The sequence below is a fragment of the Vibrio sp. 10N.286.52.F8 genome, assembly GCF_041468745.1.
Lineage (GTDB): Bacteria > Pseudomonadota > Gammaproteobacteria > Enterobacterales > Vibrionaceae > Vibrio > Vibrio crassostreae_C.
Genome location: NZ_JBFRJF010000007.1, coordinates 116473 through 135482, shown reverse-complemented (window position 1 = coordinate 135482; position 19010 = coordinate 116473). Strand labels below are relative to the sequence as shown.

Annotated in this window: 17 protein-coding genes; 14 read left to right on the top strand and 3 right to left on the bottom strand. The window is 44.1% G+C overall.

Features of this window, described 5'->3' with window-relative positions:
• The first annotated feature begins 11 nt into the window (after positions 1-11).
• The 10 genes from msbA to pyrF all read left to right on the top strand — a co-directional run bounded on the left by msbA (position 12) and on the right by pyrF (position 9253).
• Positions 12-1760: a lipid A ABC transporter ATP-binding protein/permease MsbA gene (gene msbA, locus AB4133_RS02880; RefSeq protein WP_102321278.1), complete on the top strand. Its 1749-nt coding sequence runs from the start codon at positions 12-14 to the stop codon at positions 1758-1760.
• 13 nt (positions 1761-1773) lie between these two features.
• Positions 1774-2781 carry a tetraacyldisaccharide 4'-kinase gene (gene lpxK, locus AB4133_RS02875; RefSeq protein ID WP_136974234.1) on the top strand — a complete coding sequence of 336 codons (1008 nt, stop codon included), beginning with the start codon at positions 1774-1776 and terminating at the stop codon, positions 2779-2781.
• A complete protein-coding gene (locus AB4133_RS02870) occupies positions 2762-2941 on the top strand; it encodes a Trm112 family protein (protein ID WP_004736429.1) in 180 nt (59 codons plus the stop codon). The genes lpxK and AB4133_RS02870 overlap by 20 nt, the downstream gene beginning before the upstream one ends.
• Positions 2941-3687 (top strand): 3-deoxy-manno-octulosonate cytidylyltransferase, encoded by a 747-nt coding sequence (gene kdsB / locus AB4133_RS02865; protein ID WP_372223915.1) that lies wholly within the window; start codon positions 2941-2943, stop codon positions 3685-3687. Before AB4133_RS02870 ends, kdsB begins: the two co-directional genes overlap by 1 nt.
• A 292-nt stretch (positions 3688-3979) precedes the next feature.
• Positions 3980-4660: a (d)CMP kinase gene (gene cmk / locus AB4133_RS02860; protein ID WP_017060237.1), complete on the top strand. Its 681-nt coding sequence runs from the start codon at positions 3980-3982 to the stop codon at positions 4658-4660.
• Between the two features lie 106 nt (positions 4661-4766).
• Positions 4767-6437 (top strand): 30S ribosomal protein S1, encoded by a 1671-nt coding sequence (gene rpsA / locus AB4133_RS02855; protein WP_010439921.1) that lies wholly within the window; start codon positions 4767-4769, stop codon positions 6435-6437.
• 121 nt (positions 6438-6558) lie between these two features.
• Positions 6559-6843, top strand: a complete 285-nt coding sequence (gene ihfB, locus AB4133_RS02850; protein WP_017060238.1) for an integration host factor subunit beta — start codon at positions 6559-6561, stop codon at positions 6841-6843.
• A gap of 129 nt (positions 6844-6972) precedes the next feature.
• On the top strand, positions 6973-7245 hold the full coding sequence (locus AB4133_RS02845) for a LapA family protein (RefSeq protein ID WP_017060239.1): 273 nt from the start codon (positions 6973-6975) through the stop codon (positions 7243-7245).
• Between the two features lie 12 nt (positions 7246-7257).
• Entirely contained in the window at positions 7258-8433 is a 1176-nt protein-coding gene (lapB, locus tag AB4133_RS02840) for a lipopolysaccharide assembly protein LapB (RefSeq protein WP_017060240.1), read from the top strand.
• A gap of 124 nt (positions 8434-8557) precedes the next feature.
• Positions 8558-9253: an orotidine-5'-phosphate decarboxylase gene (pyrF, locus tag AB4133_RS02835; RefSeq protein WP_017060241.1), complete on the top strand. Its 696-nt coding sequence runs from the start codon at positions 8558-8560 to the stop codon at positions 9251-9253.
• A 104-nt stretch (positions 9254-9357) separates the two neighbouring features.
• Here the strand turns inward: pyrF and miaE are convergent, their stop codons facing one another.
• On the bottom strand, positions 9358-10113 hold the full coding sequence (gene miaE, locus AB4133_RS02830) for a tRNA isopentenyl-2-thiomethyl-A-37 hydroxylase MiaE (protein ID WP_017060242.1): 756 nt from the start codon (positions 10111-10113) through the stop codon (positions 9358-9360).
• A 143-nt stretch (positions 10114-10256) separates the two neighbouring features.
• Positions 10257-11021, bottom strand: a complete 765-nt coding sequence (locus AB4133_RS02825; protein WP_017060243.1) for a hypothetical protein — start codon at positions 11019-11021, stop codon at positions 10257-10259.
• Between the two features lie 322 nt (positions 11022-11343).
• On the opposite strand from AB4133_RS02825, the gene cysB reads away from it, so the two are divergent.
• Entirely contained in the window at positions 11344-12318 is a 975-nt protein-coding gene (cysB, locus tag AB4133_RS02820; protein ID WP_017060244.1) for an HTH-type transcriptional regulator CysB, read from the top strand.
• A gap of 140 nt (positions 12319-12458) precedes the next feature.
• The gene (locus AB4133_RS02815) at positions 12459-13667 is read left to right on the top strand and encodes a methyltransferase (protein WP_372223913.1); all 1209 of its coding nucleotides are present in this window, start codon (positions 12459-12461) and stop codon (positions 13665-13667) included.
• Between the two features lie 149 nt (positions 13668-13816).
• Here AB4133_RS02815 and ald read toward each other — a convergent pair whose 3' ends face one another.
• Positions 13817-14941, bottom strand: a complete 1125-nt coding sequence (ald, locus tag AB4133_RS02810) for an alanine dehydrogenase (RefSeq protein WP_372223912.1) — start codon at positions 14939-14941, stop codon at positions 13817-13819.
• A gap of 156 nt (positions 14942-15097) precedes the next feature.
• Here ald and lrp point away from each other — a divergent pair, with 156 nt between their 5' ends.
• Together lrp and AB4133_RS02800 are read left to right on the top strand one after the other, a co-directional pair.
• Positions 15098-15592, top strand: a complete 495-nt coding sequence (gene lrp, locus AB4133_RS02805) for a leucine-responsive transcriptional regulator Lrp (protein ID WP_004734558.1) — start codon at positions 15098-15100, stop codon at positions 15590-15592.
• A 163-nt stretch (positions 15593-15755) separates the two neighbouring features.
• On the top strand, positions 15756-18938 hold the full coding sequence (locus AB4133_RS02800) for a DNA translocase FtsK 4TM domain-containing protein (protein WP_372106192.1): 3183 nt from the start codon (positions 15756-15758) through the stop codon (positions 18936-18938).
• Positions 18939-19010 lie beyond the last annotated feature (72 nt).

Below are 19010 nucleotides of genomic sequence, written 5' to 3'. Positions count from 1 at the left end.
TAAGCGATTCTATGTCAACACAAACAGATGAAACTACCTGGGTCACATTTAAAAGACTTTGGACTTATATTCGATTATATAAGGCCGGCCTAGGTGTTGCGGTAATTGCGCTTATTATAAATGCCGTTTCTGATACCTATATGATTTCCTTACTAAAACCGTTACTTGATGAAGGCTTTGGTAATGCTGAATCTGACTTTTTACGTACACTTCCACTTATTATCTTTGCCATGATGTTCGTTCGTGGCGTCAGTGGCTTTGTTTCAACCTATTGCTTGAGTTGGGTCTCTGGCAATGTGGTGATGGAAATTCGTCGTAAGATTTTCAGCCATTTCATGCACATGCCTGTTTCTTTCTTCGATAAAGAACAGACAGGCGCATTGCTATCTCGAATTACTTACGATTCAGAGCAAGTGTCTGCAGCAACCAGTAAAGCGTTAGTCAGTATTGTCCGTGAAGGTGCAAGTATTATTGGCTTGTTGACGCTGATGTTCTGGAATAGTTGGCAGTTATCTTTGGTGTTATTTGCTGTAGCGCCTTTGGTTGCGTGGGCGATCAGTATCGTATCGAAGCGATTCAGAAAGATCTCTAAGAACATGCAAACTAGCATGGGTCACGTTGCTTCTTCAGCTGAACAAATGCTGAAAGGGCATAAAGTGGTTCTAACTTACGGTGGTCAAGATCTAGAAAAACACCGCTTTGATAAAGTTAGTAACCAAATGCGCCAACAAAGCATGAAGTTAATCACTGCTCAAGCGGCCGCTAACCCGATTATTCAAATGATCGCATCAGTTGCGATTGTTGTTGTTCTATTCCTTGCTAGTGTCGATTCTATTAAAGCCGAGCTTACTCCTGGTACGTTTACCGTTGTCTTCTCTGCAATGTTTGGTCTATTACGTCCGCTAAAGGCGTTAACTAACGTAACGTCTGAATTCCAACGTGGTATGGCTGCGAGTACGACTCTATTTGGCTTGATGGATCTAGATACCGAGCAAAACAAAGGAACGTTGAAACCTGAAACTGTAACGGGTGAAGTTGCAGTAAAAGATGTCACGTTTACTTATGACGGTGCAGAAAAACCAGCACTTGATAAGGTCAGCTTTAATATACCGAAAGGTAAAACGGTTGCGCTTGTTGGGCGATCGGGTTCGGGTAAGAGTACCATTGCCAACCTATTTACTCGTTTTTATGACGTAGACTCTGGTTCAATTGAGCTTGATGGCCACGACATTCGTGATTACGAATTGAGAAATCTGCGTGAGCACTTTGCGCTCGTTTCTCAAAATGTACATCTGTTTAACGATACGGTGGCTAACAACATCGCTTACGCAGCAGAAGAACAGTATTCACGTGAACAGATCGAATACGCGGCTAAGCTTGCTCATGCAAGTGAGTTTATCGATGGTATGGAAAATGGCATTGATACGGTTGTGGGCGAGAATGGCGCGAGTCTATCTGGTGGTCAAAGACAGCGTATTGCGATTGCACGAGCGCTATTGAGAGATGCACCGGTTTTGATTCTTGATGAGGCAACGTCTGCACTGGATACAGAGTCAGAGAGAGCTATTCAATCTGCACTAGAAGAACTGCAGAAAGACAAAACAGTATTAGTTATCGCACACAGACTCTCTACCATCGAGCAAGCTGATGAAATTCTAGTGGTTGATGATGGACATATTGTAGAAAGGGGCGCACATGCTGAGCTAATCGCGCATGATGGTGCTTATGCACAATTACACCGAATTCAGTTCAGCGGATAAATTAGGTCTTGTTGTGATCGAAAAGATTTGGTTTAACAATCACCCGTTGAAATATCTTCTCTGGCCGCTTTTGTGGCCACTGAGTCTGCTGTTCAAAATGATCAGTAGTCGGCGTCGTGACGCTTATCTCTCAGGGAATAAAGAGACCTACCGCCCGCCTTTACCTGTTATTGTTGTGGGCAATATTACTGCTGGTGGAAATGGTAAAACACCGGTTGTGATTTGGTTAGTTGAGATGCTTCAGGCTCACGGCTTTAAACCCGGAGTCGTATCTCGTGGCTACGGTGCAAAAGCACCAAGCTATCCGTTGGTGTTGGATGAAAATACCCCAGCTGAGCATTCGGGTGATGAACCTCGCTTGATTCGTAAGCGAACTGGTGCGCCAGTCGCAGTCGACCCTGTGCGAGCTAACGCAGTGAAAGCATTGCTGAGCAAAGGCGTTGATGTGATTATCACTGACGATGGCCTTCAGCATTACGCGCTTGAACGCGACATTGAATTTGCAGTTATCGACGGCGCAAGACGCTTTGGTAGTGAGAGTTTGATTCCTTTAGGTCCATTACGAGAGCCGGTTTCTCGTTTAGATGAAGTCGACTTTTTGGTAAACAATGGCGGTAAAGCGCACGGTCGAGAGTTCTCGATGTCTTTGCTTCCAAGCCAAGCAGTTAACCTAAAGACTGGTCAGAAAAGGTCTGTGGCAAAATTACACAAGCTGGTGGCTTTTGCCGGTATTGGCCACCCACCGCGCTTTTTTAAAACATTGGAAGATCTTGATGGTGATGTGGTTTTCACACAGGGCTTCTCCGACCATCAAGATTTTGATAAAGATGAACTTCATGCCTTAGCTAATAAAGGTATGAATCTGATTATGACAGAAAAAGACGCTGTAAAATGCGAAGAATATGCGCAAGATAACTGGTGGTATCTTCCAGTTTCTGCGCAGTTTGATGAAGATTCGCAACAGCAAATTTTAAAAAGAATAAAAGAGGTTATGGAATACTATGGATCACCGTCTACTTGAGATCGTTGCTTGCCCTGTATGTAAAGGTAAACTAACTTTTGACAAGGATAAGCAAGAGCTTGTTTGTAAAATTGATCGCCTTGCTTACCCAATTAAAGAGGGTATTCCTGTTCTTTTAGAACCTGAAGCTCGCACCGTTTCTATGGATGAGGGTAAGTAATGTCTTATACGGTTGTTATACCTGCAAGATACCAATCGAGCCGTTTACCAGGGAAGCCACTTGCTGACATTGGTGGAAAGCCGATGATTCAATGGGTATACGAACAGTCAATGAAAGCGGGTGCCGATAACGTTATTATCGCTACCGACGACGCTCGAGTTGAAAAAGCGGCTAAAGCATTTGGCGCGACCGTTTGTATGACATCACCGAATCACGAATCGGGCACTGAACGCCTAGCTGAAGTGATTGAAGTTATGAATATTCCTGATGATCATATTATCGTGAATGTTCAAGGTGATGAGCCACTTATCCCACCTTCAATCATTAATCAGGTTGCCAACAATCTTGCTAACAGTACAGCCCCGATGGCAACGTTAGGTGTGGAAATTACTCATGCTGATGAAGTGTTTAACCCTAATGCCGTTAAAGTTGTAACCGATAAAGAAGGTTACGCCTTGTATTTTAGCCGAGCAACCATCCCTTGGGATCGCGATGCTTACGCGAACAACGGTACTGCCGCGGAATCTCCTTTGCTTCGTCATATTGGTATCTATGCTTACCGAGCGGGTTTTATCAATACCTACATTAATTGGGAACCAAGCACTCTTGAACGTATTGAGTGCCTAGAGCAATTACGAGTACTTTGGTACGGTGAAAAAATCCACGTAGACGTTGCGGCGGAAGCACCGGCTGCTGGTGTTGATACGCCTGAAGACCTAGAAGCGGTTCGAGCTATTATTGGCTAAGCTTCTTTGAGCGAGTTCTTCTTTGCTCTACAAAATGAAAAATCATGAGCCTTGCTTATTGCGAGGCTTTTTTCTATCTACCGAAAAGTGCGCTATCGAAAAGCGCGTGTGTGTCTTATTGACCTAAGCAAACGGATATTGGGATAGTTGCATTGGTTTATGCATCATCAACACGGAATTATCTGAGATTTACCTCGCTCGAGTTCCAATTTTTCTCTATAATATGCCGCCTATAAAGTAGTGGCGAATCGCTAGTACAGAATAAAACTTACGACAAAACGTGGAGTAAAAGATGCCTTCTCAAAGCCCAGTGATTACGGTTGATGGACCAAGTGGTGCAGGTAAAGGTACCCTGTGTATGTTGCTAGCAGATAAGCTAGGCTTTCATCTTCTAGACTCAGGCGCGATCTATCGCGTATTGGCTTTAGCGGCAATTCACCATGGTGTGGATACTGAATCAGAGGATGCTTTAGTACCGCTTGCTACACACTTAGACGTGCAGTTTATTGCTGAAGGCGACTTAGTTAAGGTTATCCTAGAAGGTGAAGATGTGTCTGGTGAACTTCGTAAAGAAGAGACAGGCATGGCGGCTTCAAAAGTTGCTGCTTTACCTCGCGTTCGCGAAGCACTGCTTCGTCGTCAACGTGCATTCAGCGCTGCGCCTGGTTTGGTTGCAGATGGTCGTGACATGGGAACGGTTGTGTTTCCTGAAGCTGAAGCGAAAATATTTTTAGATGCAAGTGCTGAAGAGCGTGCGAGTCGCCGCCTTAAACAGTTGCAACAGAAGGGGTTAGATGTTAAATTTGACGACCTTTTGAGCGAGATCCAAGAGCGAGACGACCGAGATCGTAATCGCCCAGTGGCGCCACTTCGCCCTGCAGAGGATGCTCTAGTGCTTGATTCCACCTCAATGAATATTGAGCAGGTAGTAGAAAAAGCACTACACTATATTGAATCGAAACTGGCTGGGTAATTTCGCCGAGCTAGTACGAACGTTGGTCGCAAGGATGATGACCGGCGAATTTATCAACCCCATGCGGTAGGATACCCATGGACGTTTAATTATTGAAGATTAAATAATGACTGAATCTTTTGCTCAACTCTTTGAAGAGTTTCTATCTGAAACTGAATTCCAACAAGGCAGCATCGTTAAAGGTACTGTAGTAGCTATCGAGAACGGTTTCGTTCTTGTAGACGCTGGTCTTAAGTCTGAATCTGCTATCCCTGCTGAACAATTCAAGAACGCTGCTGGCGAACTTGAAGTTGAAGTTGGTGCTGAAGTAGACGTAGCTCTAGACGCTGTTGAAGATGGTTTCGGTGAAACTCAACTTTCTCGTGAGAAAGCTAAGCGTCACGAAGCTTGGATCGTACTTGAGAAAGCTTGCGAAGAAGCTGAAACTGTTGTTGGTATCATCAACGGTAAAGTTAAAGGCGGTTTCACTGTTGAACTTAACGGTATCCGTGCTTTCCTTCCTGGTTCTCTAGTAGACGTACGTCCTATCCGTGACACTGCTCACCTAGAAAACAAAGAGCTAGAGTTCAAAGTAATCAAGCTAGACCAGAAGCGTAACAACGTTGTTGTTTCTCGTCGTGCTGTTATCGAATCTGAAAACAGTGTTGAGCGTGACGAACTTCTTGAAACTCTACAAGAAGGTACTGAAGTTAAAGGTATCGTTAAGAACCTTACTGACTACGGTGCATTCGTTGACCTTGGCGGTGTTGACGGTCTTCTACATATCACAGATATGGCTTGGAAGCGCGTTAAGCACCCATCAGAGATCGTTAACGTTGGTGACGAAATCCTAGTTAAAGTTCTTAAGTTCGATCGTGAGCGCACTCGTGTTTCACTAGGTCTTAAGCAACTAGGCGAAGATCCATGGGTAGCAATCGCTAAGCGTTACCCAGAAGGTCACAAGCTTTCTGGTCGTGTTACAAACCTAACTGACTACGGCTGCTTCGTTGAAATCGAAGAAGGCGTTGAAGGTCTAGTACACGTTTCTGAAATGGATTGGACTAACAAGAACATCCACCCTTCTAAAGTTGTTAATGTTGGCGACGAAGTTGAGGTTATGGTTCTTGATATCGACGAAGAACGTCGTCGTATCTCTCTAGGTCTGAAACAGTGTAAAGCTAACCCATGGCAGTCATTTGCAGAAATGCAAGCTAAGGGCGACAAAGTTACTGGTAAGATCAAGTCTATCACTGACTTTGGTATCTTCATCGGTCTAGAAGGCGGTATCGACGGTCTTGTACACCTATCTGACATTTCTTGGAACGCTGCCGGCGAAGAAGCTGTACGTGAATACAAGAAAGGCGACGAAATCTCTGCTGTTGTTCTAGCAGTAGATGCAGAGCGTGAGCGTATTTCTCTTGGCGTTAAGCAAATGGAAAACGACCCGTTCAACGCATACGTTGCTGACAACAAGAAAGGTGTTCTTGTAAACGGTACTGTTACTGCAGTTGACGCGAAAGGCGCTACTATCGAGCTAATCGAAGGCGTTGAAGGTTACATCCGCGCTTCTGAAGTTTCTCGCGACCGTATCGAAGATGCATCTCTAATCCTAAGCGTTGGCGACAGCGTTGAAGCGAAGTTCACTGGTGTAGACCGTAAGAACCGCGTAATCAACCTATCTATCAAAGCTAAAGATGAAGCTGATGAGCAAGAAGCAATGGCTTCACTGAACAAGTCTGAAGAAGGCGCGTTCGGTAACGCAATGGCAGACGCATTCAAAGCTGCTAAAGGCGAATAATAGCTTCTCATTAAGAGAATTATAGCTATCTAGCCAAGAAAGGAGCCGTAAGGCTCCTTTTTTTTTGCTTATTTTTCCGATAGGTCTATAATTTCTAAAAAGAAAACCAACGAGGGTAACTATGACTAAGTCTGAATTGATTGAGAGACTGTGCGCTGAGCAAACGCATCTTTCTGCAAAAGAAATTGAAGACGCTGTAAAAGACATTTTAGAGCATATGGCTTCAACACTAGAAAGTGGTGATCGAATCGAAATTCGCGGTTTTGGCAGCTTTTCTCTGCATTATCGTGAGCCTCGTGTTGGACGTAACCCAAAGACTGGTGACAAGGTTGAGTTAGAAGGTAAATACGTTCCTCACTTCAAACCAGGTAAAGAGCTGCGTGAACGAGTAAACTCAGGAATGTAGCCTACTTATCGGAATTAAGAAAAGCGGCATACTATAATGTATGCCGCTTTTTTATGACCATAATATGGTGGTCTGATTAGTAATTTTCCTGCATAATCGTACAGCTAACCAACCAATGAGTGATGAACTATGAAAATTATAAAAATAGTCGCCGTTATCGCACTTTTCCTAATTGCACTGGCTTTAGGCTCTCAAAACCAAACAACTGTGAATTTCAACTATCTGCTAGCGCAAGGTGACTTCCACCTATCAAGTTTATTAGGTGTTGTATTCGTTTCAGGCTTCGCCCTTGCTTGGTTAGTCTTTGGTAATATGCACATGCGGTCTCAGCTAAAAATTCATCGCTTGAAGAAGCAACTCAATAAGCAATCAAAGCAGGTCCCTGCTGATACTAAAGCTTAAAGGCTATATTTGATGTTAGAGTTACTGTTCTTACTTTTGCCCATCGCAGCCGCTTATGGCTGGTATATGGGTAATCGTAACGCTCAGCAAGAAAAACAAAAGCAATCACACCAGATCTCCCGTCAATACGTGACGGGTTTGAACCTATTACTGTCAGATCAATCTGACAAAGCGGTTGATCACTTTATTGAACTGCTTCAAGTAGACAATGAAACCATCGATACTCACTTGGCTTTGGGCAACTTGTTCCGCTCAAGAGGCGAAGTCGACCGCGCTATTCGTATTCACCAAAATCTCATCTCTCGTTCGGGGCTTACCCTCGATCAGAAAAATCTCGCACTGCAACAATTAGCTAAAGACTACATGGTCTCTGGCTTCCTTGATCGCGCTGAAAAAATCTTTGAACAACTTGTAGAAGAACCTGACCATAAAGAGGGCGCTTTACAGCAGTTGGTGGCTATTTATCAGCAGACCCGTGAGTGGAACAAGGCTATCCATTACGGAAATATCTTAGTTAAGCTCGGCAAGAAAAAAATGAAGATGCGTGCCACAGTCGCGCATTTCTGGTGTGAGCTTGCAATGCAAGAACAAGCCGATGGTAATCGTTCTAAAGCGCTTCAGCATTTTAAGAAGGCGCTTTCTGAAGACCCTAAATGTGTTCGCGCAAGTATCGCACTAGGGAAGTTCCACTTAGCGAACGAAGATTACCAAAAGACAATTGATTGTCTTGAATCGGTACTTGAACAAGATATCGATTTTATCAGTGAGGTGTTGCCAACCCTTGCTGAGTGTTACCACAAGCTTGGACAAGAAGCTCAATTGGTCGAGTTCCTCAAAGCGTGTATTCAGAAGAAAGCCGGTGTATCTGCCGAACTGATGCTGGCGCAATTGGTTGCTCACCATGAAGATGTAGGCTCTGCTCAAGAGTTACTGACAAAGCAGCTTGTTAAAAATCCAACCATGAAAGGTTTTTATCGATTAATCGATTACCACCTAGCGGAAGCAGAAGAAGGCCGAGCAAAAGACAGCTTAACCACACTTCAATCTATGGTTGGTGAACAGCTTAAGGTTAAGCCTCATTACCGTTGTCGTCAGTGTGGTTTCTCGACACACTCTTTGTATTGGCACTGCCCTTCATGTAAAGGGTGGGGGACGATCAAGCCTATTCGTGGGCTTGATGGTGAATAGATTTGTGGTCACTTTAAGACCAAATTATTAATTGCAGCTTTCGGGCTGCATTTTTATGACTGTTATTTATCACCTGCTTAGGTGATTAGAAATTTTTAGAAAGTTAACTGCGTTAGGAGATGAAATGAACGACCAAAAAATCATTGTAGCCTTGGATTATGATAATCAAGCGGATGCGTTAGCCTTTGTCGATCGAATTGACCCAGCATCTTGCCGCCTAAAAGTGGGCAAAGAGATGTTTACCCTGTTTGGCCCTGAATTTGTTCGTGAATTACATAAGCGTGGTTTCTCAGTATTTTTAGACCTTAAATTCCACGACATCCCGAACACATGTTCAAAAGCAGTCCGTGCTGCCGCTGAACTGGGTGTTTGGATGGTGAACGTACACGCAAGTGGCGGTGAGCGTATGATGACGGCTTCTCGCGAAATCTTAGAACCTTATGGCAAAGATCGTCCACTGTTAATCGGTGTAACGGTACTCACCAGTATGGAGCAATCTGACTTAGCGGGTATCGGTCTGGATCTTGAACCACAACAACACGTGATGCGCTTGGCTTCTCTAACGAAAAACTCTGGCTTAGACGGTGTTGTATGTTCTGCACAAGAGGCTTCTTTGCTTAAAGGTGCACTTGGTCAAGAGTTCAAGCTAGTTACTCCAGGTATTCGTCCTGTCGGCGCAGATGTTGGTGACCAGAAGCGCATCATGACGCCTTCTAAAGCGATTGAATCAGGTTCAGACTACCTTGTTATTGGTCGTCCGATTACGCAAGCTATAGACCCTGCTGCTGTACTTGCAGAGATCAACGGTACGCTTGCTTAAGTCTATATTTGGATTGAGATATAAATAAAGAAGGCCAGCAAATTGCTGGCCTTAATTTTTTAGTCTGGATTAGTCTAAACTGGACTGAATGTTCTGTGTGGAGCCTAAACCGGAGCACCACTATGGAATTTGAAGTCGCTGTCTTCTGAAGTGATAAGATCAGCTTCTACTTGAGCAAAATGCGAAATACGCTCTGAAATATCTTTCCCTGCGATCTGTTCTGCTAGCTCAAGGTAATCTTGGTAGTGGCGAGCTTCTGAACGAAGTAGAGACACGTAAAACTTCTCCATGTCTTCTTCCAAGAAAGGAGCCAATTTAGCGAAGCGCTCACAAGAGCGAGCTTCAATAAACGCACCGATGATAAGCTTATCAACCAGAGCATCAGGCTCGTAAGTCTTAACTTGTTTGATCAAGCCCTTAGCGTAACGACCCGCCTCGATTGGCTGGTAAGTCACGCCTTTCTTCTCCATCAACTCCATGACTTGGTAGAAGTGATGCAGCTCTTCTTTGATCAGTAAAACCATCTTATCGATTAGGTCAGCACCGTAATTACAGCCTTCTTTCGCTGTGATTTGCTTGGATACGTTGCTTTTACCACGCAGAGACTCTAAGTCTCCGATACGACGGTAAGCAAATTGCTCGTATGGCAAAATCCATTCATTCAGTTGCTTCGCGCTTTCTTTATCGACGGCGTACTTGCGAATAAGGAATAAAGCACTCTGTGCCGCCTTAAGTTCACACAGCATGTGATCGCGTAGAATGATGTGAAGATTTTCTGGCTTTTTGGCTTCATCTATCCATGAATCTGGCGTTTCGGCTTTAAGAAAAGAGTGGATTGGAGCGAGTAATTCTTGATACATGGTCAGGGAAAGTTTGTTGATAATGCGGGGATTTTATCACAGCTCAAGAGATCTCCCTATACAGAGAAAGGAAATTCAACAGCTACAAAAAAGGCCGCCTATTTAATGTAAATAAGGCGGCCTTTAAGTGTTGAGTTAGACTGTTACCATTTCTTCTTCTGACCGAAGAGGGCATCCATATCGTCTTCTCGTTCTTTAGATTCCATCTGCTGCAAATCTTGAGCGTTTTTGTCTTGGCGTTTCTGGTCAAGCTCGTTAAGCATCTGTTGAAGCTTTTCTTTGGCTTGATTAGAGTACGAGTCGTTCTTAGTCGCCAAAGCATCAATACCTTTGCGTAATAGCTGAATCGCTGTTCCCGGTTGTCCGCGAGAAATCGAATCGTTTGCACGTTTGATAACATTTTCAATGTTAATACGGATTTGAATTGTTTCTAGGCGAGCATTTTCAACCACATAAGCTTGAGTCTCGAAACGGCCTTTATTGTGCTCGTTGCGCACCGTATCACGCAGGCGTTTAACTAACTTAAGCATCATGATCGCTTGCTTGTCACTACTTGGTACGCGGAAAGCGGTACTCTCGCCACCTTTGTAGTTCTCTTTTAGCTGAGTGATTTGTTGTTTTACGCTTTCAATGCGTTGGGCAAGCTGCTTATTTTTTGGATCGAGTTGATACATGTTTTCTAATGCATCAAGAATTCGATTGTTTAAGCATACAAGAAGATCTTGGCTAAACGGCATGTGATGAGCGTTGCCAATCAGTTCTTCTGTACCGTCAATAATGGTTAGATAACGAGAAGCTTCCTGTTTCTTCGCTGTTTCTACCTTAACTTTATATTGAAGCATGATGTTGTAGCCTAAAACTAACACCAAAAGAACGGCTACTAAGACGATTATTAAACCAATATTCATATATTTGAGTCTGCTTATTATTTTCTATAGCTAACTGGAGAGGATACACGATTCCATTGTGTATCGGCACTCGTAAATTGCAATTTCTGATTATCTCTTGTTGAGCGAAATCGGCAATCAAAACTTACCAACTAATGTATGAGAATGAGGGTTGGGTTGCAAAGCGTTAGTGATGTTTTTGTTTGTTAAGCTAGAAAAACTCAATTTTCCTGTCATTTTTGTGTTCGAAGCGTTATAACTATTAATTATATTACACGCGACTATAACGCTCTCTTTGCAAATAAGTTAGCACAGAAATGAGTAAAGGATTACGAGGTTAGATATGAAGTTACAGCAACTGAAGTACATTGTTGAGGTTGTAAACCATAACCTAAATGTTTCAGCTACAGCAGAGAGTTTGTACACATCTCAGCCTGGCATTAGTAAGCAAGTTAGATTACTTGAAGACGAACTAGGCATTCAGATTTTTGAGCGTAGCGGCAAGCATCTAACGCAGGTTACCCAAGCGGGTGAGGATATCATTCGTATCTCTCAAGAGATTTTGGCGCGCGTTGAAAGCATTAAAGCGGTAGCGGGTGAACACACACATCCAGAGATGGGTACATTGAATATTTCAACGACTCATACTCAAGCTCGTTATGCACTGCCTGATGTGATTAAAGGTTTCACGGCGCGCTATCCAAAAGTATCGCTTCACATGCACCAAGGTACGCCAAGCCAAATGTCAGAAGCCGTCGCTAAAGGTACAGCGAATTTTGCGATTGCAACGGAAGCGCTACACCTTTACCAAGATGCGATTATGCTGCCTTGTTACCACTGGAACCGTTCGATCGTCGTGACCAAAGATCATCCCCTGGCACAGAAGCGTAATATCACGATCGAAGATCTTGCGGCTTACTCTCTCGTGACTTATGTATTTGGTTTCACTGGCCGTTCTGAGCTTGATACCGCGTTTAACAAAGTAGGTTTAACACCGCGTGTTGTGTTTACTGCGACCGATGCAGACGTAATCAAAACCTACGTTCGTATGGGCATTGGTGTTGGTGTAATTGCAAGTATGGCTATTGACCACGAGCAAGATACTGATTTGGTTGCGATTGATGCGAGCCATCTATTTGGTGCGAGCACAACCAGCATTGGTTTTAGAAAAGGCACCTTCTTGCGTTCTTACATGTTTGATTTCATGGAGCGTTTTGCACCGCACTTAACTCGCCCTGTGGTTGAGCAAGCTATTTCTTTGAAATCGAATGAAGAGATCGAAGAGATGTTTAAAGATATCGAGCTGCCAGTTCGTTAATCTCGTCGTGTAAATCTAGATTCTTATTCGGCCTGTATTTGCAGGCCGTTTTTCTTTTGGGCTTTTAGTTTTCGTTTTCTTTATCGAGCCTTTCCATTTCGACCTCTTACCCCTACAATCCACGCATCATAGGGGGAAGCATGCATTCACGATTTAAAATACTCGATTCATTTTTGCTAGAGCACCAGATTTACTGGCGTTCAGAGCCTTTTCACCTATGCCAAACTCAACAGCAGCCGTGGAAAGAGGTCAATCGTCCACTCGTTGATTGGTTAGAAAGCTTAGATAATGAAAGCATTCAAACCTTAAAAGAGCAGCCTCAGCTTTTGATTGAGGAACTGACTCGTTTCCTACCTGAATTAGAAACTGCTACCCAAAACATCCAGTTCGATAACACTGCTTTGGTTGGTTTAGACCTCCCACGTGGTACTGCTGATGGTATTCCTGGTCGAAAGCTACATCAAATTGTCGCAATGGGCGAGGCTGCATTAGGCCATCACCATGGCAAAGAGTGGCTCGAATGGTGTTCTGGTAAAGGCTTTCTTGGTCGAATCCTATCTCAGCAATCGGATCAAAAAGTCACTAGCTTTGAATGGCAGCAATCGTTATGCGAAAGCGGACAAAAGATTGCGGATGACCAAAAGTTAGCGATGAATTTTGTTCAAGGAGATGCGTTTTCAGACAAGGCCGATGATGTGTTTAACTCAAACCAACATGCCGTAGCCCTTCATGCTTGTGGCGATCTTCATGTTGAGTTAGTTAAAAAGTCAGTGTCACACGGGCTACCCGCGGTCACGATTTCCCCTTGTTGTTATCATCTTATTCGAGACGAAAACTACCAAGCGATGTCTTCTGTCGCGAAAAAATCAGTATTAACGTTAAGTAAGAGCGATTTAAGAATCCCGCTTCAAGAAACCGTCACTGGTGGTGAAAGAGTAAAGAGACATCGTCAACTAGAGATGAGTTACCGTTTGGGTTTTAGCCAACTGCTTAAGGCTGAACTCCATATTGACGAATACATCCCTGTACCGAGCATCAAAAAATCAGAGTTAGCTGAGGGTTTTGAATCCTTCTGCCGCTGGGCATCTGAAGTGAAAGAGCTATCGCTGGGTTCAGAGATTGATTTTGACTCTTATTTAGTTCAAGGCGAAGCGCTTTTCTGGGAAATGGAAAAGCTGAGTTTGGTTCAACAAGTCTTTAGAAGACCTTTAGAGATATGGCTGGCTTTAGATCGCGCTATCTACCTTCAAGAACAAGGTTATGAAGCTTCGATTGTAGAGTTCTGCGAACGCAGTATTACGCCAAGAAACCTGTTGATTCATGGGGTTAAAATCGAGCGCGAGTGGTAAACCGTCCTGTTACGTGTTTTTACGAACTAAATCCATTAATGCAAAAAAGCCAGCGCGACATTATGTCGTACTGGCTTTTTGTTTAATGTGTATGAGTTAACTGAACGCTTCAACGTGAAGATTATAGCGTTCAATTAACCACTACATCATTAATTAAACATTGCGATTGCTTCTGCTGGGTCTACGTATTCAAGGTCAAAGCTCTCTGCAACTTCTTTACAAGTTACTTTACCGTGAATAACGTTTAGACCTTCTAGGAAGCCTTCATCAGATAGAAGTGCTTCGCGATAGCCCTTGTTCGCTAGCTTAACAATGTAAGGAAGTGTTGCATTGTTTAGTGCGTAAGTTGAAGTGCGAGCAACAGCGCCAGGCATGTTTGCAACACAGTAGTGAACTACGTCATCAACAATGTAAGTTGGGTCTGCGTGAGTGGTTGCGTGAGAAGTCTGGAAACAACCGCCTTGGTCGATTGCAACGTCAACAACTGCTGAACCTGGTTTCATCTTAGCGATGTGCTCTTTTGTAACCAGTTTTGGCGCTGCCGCACCAGGGATTAGTACAGCACCAATCACTAGGTCTGCTTCTAGAACATGCTTCTCAATGGCGTCTTCAGTAGAATAAACCACTTTTGCGCGACCTTGGAATTCTTCATCAAGACGACGCAATGTATCTACGTTACGGTCAAGAATTGTAACATCAGCGCGAAGGCCTACAGCCATACGTGCTGCGTTAGCACCTACAACACCGCCACCAACAACAACAACTTTTGCTGGTTCAACACCTGGAACGCCACCAAGAAGAAGACCACAACCACCGTTAGATTTCTCTAATGTTTGTGCACCTGCTTGAATAGACATGCGACCAGCGACTTCAGACATTGGTGCTAATAGTGGCAAGCGACCCATATTATCTGTTACAGTCTCATAGGCTACGCAGACAGCTTTGCTCTTGATAAGCTCTTCAGTTTGTGGAAAATCTGGTGCAAGGTGTAAATAGGTAAATAATATTTGCCCTTCGCGAAGCATAGCTCGCTCGACAGCTTGAGGTTCTTTAACCTTTACAATCATCTCTGCTTTCGCGAAAACGTCAGCAGCAGTAGGAAGAATGGATGCGCCTACAGCGATGTAATCATCGTCTGAAAAACCGATACCAGTACCGGCATTGGTTTCTACAAAAACTTGGTGGCCGTGTGAGATTAGTTCTCTCACGCTAGCTGGGGTCATACCAACGCGGTATTCGTGGTTCTTGATTTCCTTAGGTACGCCAATGATCATCCTGACTCCTCATTTTATTTTGGTTGTTTTATCTATGTGTAGGGTAATTCTGTCGAATTAATATCTAGTATAGATAGGTTTAGATAAAATTTGATACTGAATATTAAAAAGTTGTAGTATATTTTTTTGCAAGGAAGTAATAAGGTGGAATAAAAAATGGCAGACAATTATAAGAAGCCGTCCAAGGAACTAGATCGTATTGACCGCAACATTCTTAATGAGTTGCAAAAAGACGGTCGTATCTCAAACGTTGAACTCTCAAAACGAGTAGGACTTTCTCCAACTCCATGTCTTGAACGTGTTCGTCGTTTAGAACGTCAAGGTTACATTACTGGGTACACAGCGTTGCTGAACCCACAGTACCTTGATGCTTCACTTTTAGTGTTTGTTGAAATTACGTTGAACCGTGGTGCGCCAGATGTGTTCGAACAATTCAACACCGCTGTGCAGAAACTGGATGACATCCAAGAGTGTCATTTAGTGTCGGGTGATTTTGACTATCTTCTAAAAACACGTGTATCTGATATGGGTGCTTACCGTAAGCTACTGGGTGATACGTTACTTCGTCTACCGGGCGTAAACGACACTCGAACTTACGTAGTAATGGAAGAAGTGAAACAAACCAATCAACTTGTGATTAAAACTCGTTAGTCACAATTGGTGAAATGAAAGAAAGCGGACATTTGTTCCGCTTTCTTGCTTTCTGGAATTGGGTTTTTCTGTTTGATATGGTTAAATCAACAGTAGTTTCATTGAAACGAGCGGCTTTGGCCGCTCGAGATGTTTTTATCCCGTTTAATTATTAAGTTGGTTTATGTTCAAGCAGAGCAGTAATAAAGTAGAAACAATCATTAAAACGAGTGAAGAGCCTCAGTCTCCTCGTTTGAGTGGTTCTCAACGTCTCAAAGAGTGCAGTCTGATTCTCGGTGTTCTCTTCTCTATTCTACTTGCCGTTGCGTTATTAACTTTTAGTCCTGCAGACCCATCATGGTCGCAAACGGCGTGGGGTGGTGACATTCAAAATGCGGGTGGCTACCTAGGTGCTTGGTTGGCGGATACGCTTTTCTTCGTATTTGGCTCTTTGGCTTACCCTCTGCCTATCTTAGTGACGGTTGCTGCGTGGGTTTTATTCCGCAAACGTAATGAAGACGAGCAGATCGACTTCATGCTGTGGGGCACTCGCTTACTTGGCCTGACTATCCTAATTCTTACGAGTTGTGGTTTAGCGGATATCAACTTTGACGACATCTGGTACTTTTCATCCGGTGGCGTGGTAGGTGACGTTTTAACAAGCCTTGCACTTCCAACGTTGAATGTTCTTGGTAGTACGCTGGTTCTTCTTTTCTTATGGGGTGCTGGTTTCACTCTATTAACCGGTATCTCTTGGCTAAGCATTGTGGAATGGTTGGGTGAATGTGCCATCAAATTTTTCACGTCTACTGTTAATAAGGCTCGTGGCCAAGACCAAGAGCTGCTTGAGCCTCAATTAAGAGAATCAGCAGACCGCGATTTAATCGAAGAACGTCATCAGCAGCATCAAGCGCCAACTTACCGCGATGTTCCTGCTATAGAAGGCAACAAAGAATCAACAGAGCATGATCCGCTAGATCCTGCGATGAGTTTTTCTGCGACCAATGAGTCGGCAGACGTGGCGACAAATGCGCGAGACAATGCTGCATCGCCGAAGCGTCATTACAATATTCATATGCCTGTCGATGCTCCTGCGAAACAAGAAGCTCCTGTTCATGAAGAACCTCAGGTTCAGCCTCAAGCGGTAATTGAGTCAGAGCAAACGATCCCTGCAGCAGCTGTTTACCAAGCGCCAGAAGAACCGCTAGAAGAAGGTATTGAGCGCTCTAAACAGTTGAATGCAACGATAGAGCAGCTAGAAAATGCGGCCATGTATGAAGATGACCTAGCAGAACAAGATCAGGTTGACGCGCATGATTCTCAGGTTGCTTACCAACAATACATGCAGAACGAACAACCAGAAGTTGGCCCTGCTCATGCTGACCTTAGAAGTGCTGAACCAGAATTAGATAGCTCACCACAAGTAAATGGCGAATTTGGTTCTGAAGATGTTCAACCTGAATCTTTATACGCTTCACCTATGGGCGAGCCAGAAGCAACCGTGGAAGACGATTTCTCTGCACAACCTTCACCGTTTGATGTTACGGAAGAGCAAAGCTACCAACAGGGCTCAGAGCTTGAATCAGAACAGGCTGAAGCTGAATTAGCTGACGCAGCATTAATCGAAGAACAGTTTGAACCTTTCCCTTATCAAGAAGAACATTCAGAACCTGAACAGCCAACAGCACAAAACCTAGAGCCAACTGTTGATCTTCCTTGGGAAGAAGTAACGGAAGAAGAACCTGCGCATCAAGATCAAGATCAAGATCAAGATGTCGCCGCATTCCAAAGCATTGTTTCTGAAGCCCAAGCGAATATGGCAGCGGCGCAGAATCCGTTCTTGGTTCAACAAGATGTTAATTTACCTAAGCCTGCTGAGCCATTACCCACGCTTGAATTGTTATTCCACCCTGAAAAGCGTGAAACCTTTATTGACCGTGATGCGCTAGAGGCAATTGCTCGTCTTGTTGAATCTAAGCTAGCGGACTACAAGATCAAAGCAGACGTTGTCGACATTTTCCCAGGTCCAGTAATCACTCGATTTGAACTCGATCTGGCTCCGGGCGTGAAAGTAAGCCGTATTTCTGGCCTTTCTATGGACTTAGCGCGTTCGCTCTCTGCATTGGCAGTACGTGTCGTAGAAGTGATTCCGGGTAAACCTTATGTTGGCTTAGAACTGCCGAATATGAGTCGCCAAACGGTATTCTTCTCAGACGTGGTTGCTAGCCCTCAGTTCCAAGAAGCGAAATCGCCAACGACAGTGGTTCTAGGACAAGACATCGCTGGTGAAGCCGTTATTGCTGATCTATCGAAAATGCCTCACGTTCTGGTTGCAGGTACAACCGGTTCTGGTAAGTCGGTAGGTGTGAACGTAATGATTCTGAGTATGCTTTACAAAGCATCACCGGAAGATGTTCGCTTCATCATGATCGACCCGAAAATGCTTGAGCTATCGGTTTATGAGGGTATTCCTCATCTATTGTCTGAAGTGGTAACCGACATGAAAGATGCGTCGAACGCCCTTCGTTGGTGTGTTGGCGAGATGGAACGACGTTATAAGCTGATGTCAGCATTAGGCGTTCGTAACATTAAAGGTTACAACGATAAGCTTAAGATGGCAGCGGAAGCGGGTCACCCAATTCACGATCCACTGTGGAAGCCGGGCGACAGCATGGACCCAGAAGCGCCATTGCTTGAGAAACTGCCTTACATTGTGGTTATCGTTGATGAATTTGCCGACCTAATCATGGTGGTTGGTAAGAAGGTTGAAGAACTGATTGCACGTTTGGCACAAAAAGCACGTGCGGCGGGTGTTCACTTGATCCTAGCGACGCAACGTCCATCAGTGGATGTTATTACTGGTCTTATTAAAGCGAACATTCCAACCCGTGTGGCCTTTACGGTATCAACTAAAACGGATTCACGAACTATCCTTGACCAAGGTGGTGCGGAATCACTATTGGGCATGGGTGATATGCTTTACTTGCCTCCTGGTTCTAGCCATACAACTCGTGTTCACGGTGCCTTTGCATCTGATGACGATGTACACGCAGTCGTGAATAACTGGAAAGCGCGTGGTAAGCCAAACTATATTGATGAAATCACCAACGGCGAACAAACCCCAGAAACCTTGCTTCCGGGTGAGAAGATGGAAGGTGATGAAGAGGTCGATCCTCTGTTTGATCAAGTGGTAGAACACGTTGTTCATTCACGTCGTGGCTCAGTTTCAGGCGTACAGCGTCGATTCAAGATTGGCTACAACCGTGCTGCACGTATTGTCGAGCAACTTGAAGCTCAAGGTATCGTAAGTGCTCCAGGTCATAACGGTAACCGAGAAGTCTTAGCACCAGCGCCACCAAAAGATTAGTTCCGGTAGGAACTCATAACTATTCAGTCGGTCAAATCGAAAATATGACCGACTTATGTTCTAACAGGATTA

Coding starts and splice junctions, on each gene's coding strand:
- msbA (WP_102321278.1), top strand. CDS start 12: ATGTCAACACAAACAGATGAAACTACCTGGGTCACATTTAAAAGACTT.
- AB4133_RS02870 (WP_004736429.1), top strand. CDS start 2,762: ATGGATCACCGTCTACTTGAGATCGTTGCTTGCCCTGTATGTAAAGGT.
- kdsB (WP_372223915.1), top strand. CDS start 2,941: ATGTCTTATACGGTTGTTATACCTGCAAGATACCAATCGAGCCGTTTA.
- cmk (WP_017060237.1), top strand. CDS start 3,980: ATGCCTTCTCAAAGCCCAGTGATTACGGTTGATGGACCAAGTGGTGCA.
- rpsA (WP_010439921.1), top strand. CDS start 4,767: ATGACTGAATCTTTTGCTCAACTCTTTGAAGAGTTTCTATCTGAAACT.
- ihfB (WP_017060238.1), top strand. CDS start 6,559: ATGACTAAGTCTGAATTGATTGAGAGACTGTGCGCTGAGCAAACGCAT.
- AB4133_RS02845 (WP_017060239.1), top strand. CDS start 6,973: ATGAAAATTATAAAAATAGTCGCCGTTATCGCACTTTTCCTAATTGCA.
- lapB (WP_017060240.1), top strand. CDS start 7,258: ATGTTAGAGTTACTGTTCTTACTTTTGCCCATCGCAGCCGCTTATGGC.
- pyrF (WP_017060241.1), top strand. CDS start 8,558: ATGAACGACCAAAAAATCATTGTAGCCTTGGATTATGATAATCAAGCG.
- miaE (WP_017060242.1), bottom strand. CDS start 10,113: ATGTATCAAGAATTACTCGCTCCAATCCACTCTTTTCTTAAAGCCGAA.
- AB4133_RS02825 (WP_017060243.1), bottom strand. CDS start 11,021: ATGAATATTGGTTTAATAATCGTCTTAGTAGCCGTTCTTTTGGTGTTA.
- cysB (WP_017060244.1), top strand. CDS start 11,344: ATGAAGTTACAGCAACTGAAGTACATTGTTGAGGTTGTAAACCATAAC.
- AB4133_RS02815 (WP_372223913.1), top strand. CDS start 12,459: ATGCATTCACGATTTAAAATACTCGATTCATTTTTGCTAGAGCACCAG.
- ald (WP_372223912.1), bottom strand. CDS start 14,941: ATGATCATTGGCGTACCTAAGGAAATCAAGAACCACGAATACCGCGTT.
- lrp (WP_004734558.1), top strand. CDS start 15,098: ATGGCAGACAATTATAAGAAGCCGTCCAAGGAACTAGATCGTATTGAC.
- AB4133_RS02800 (WP_372106192.1), top strand. CDS start 15,756: ATGTTCAAGCAGAGCAGTAATAAAGTAGAAACAATCATTAAAACGAGT.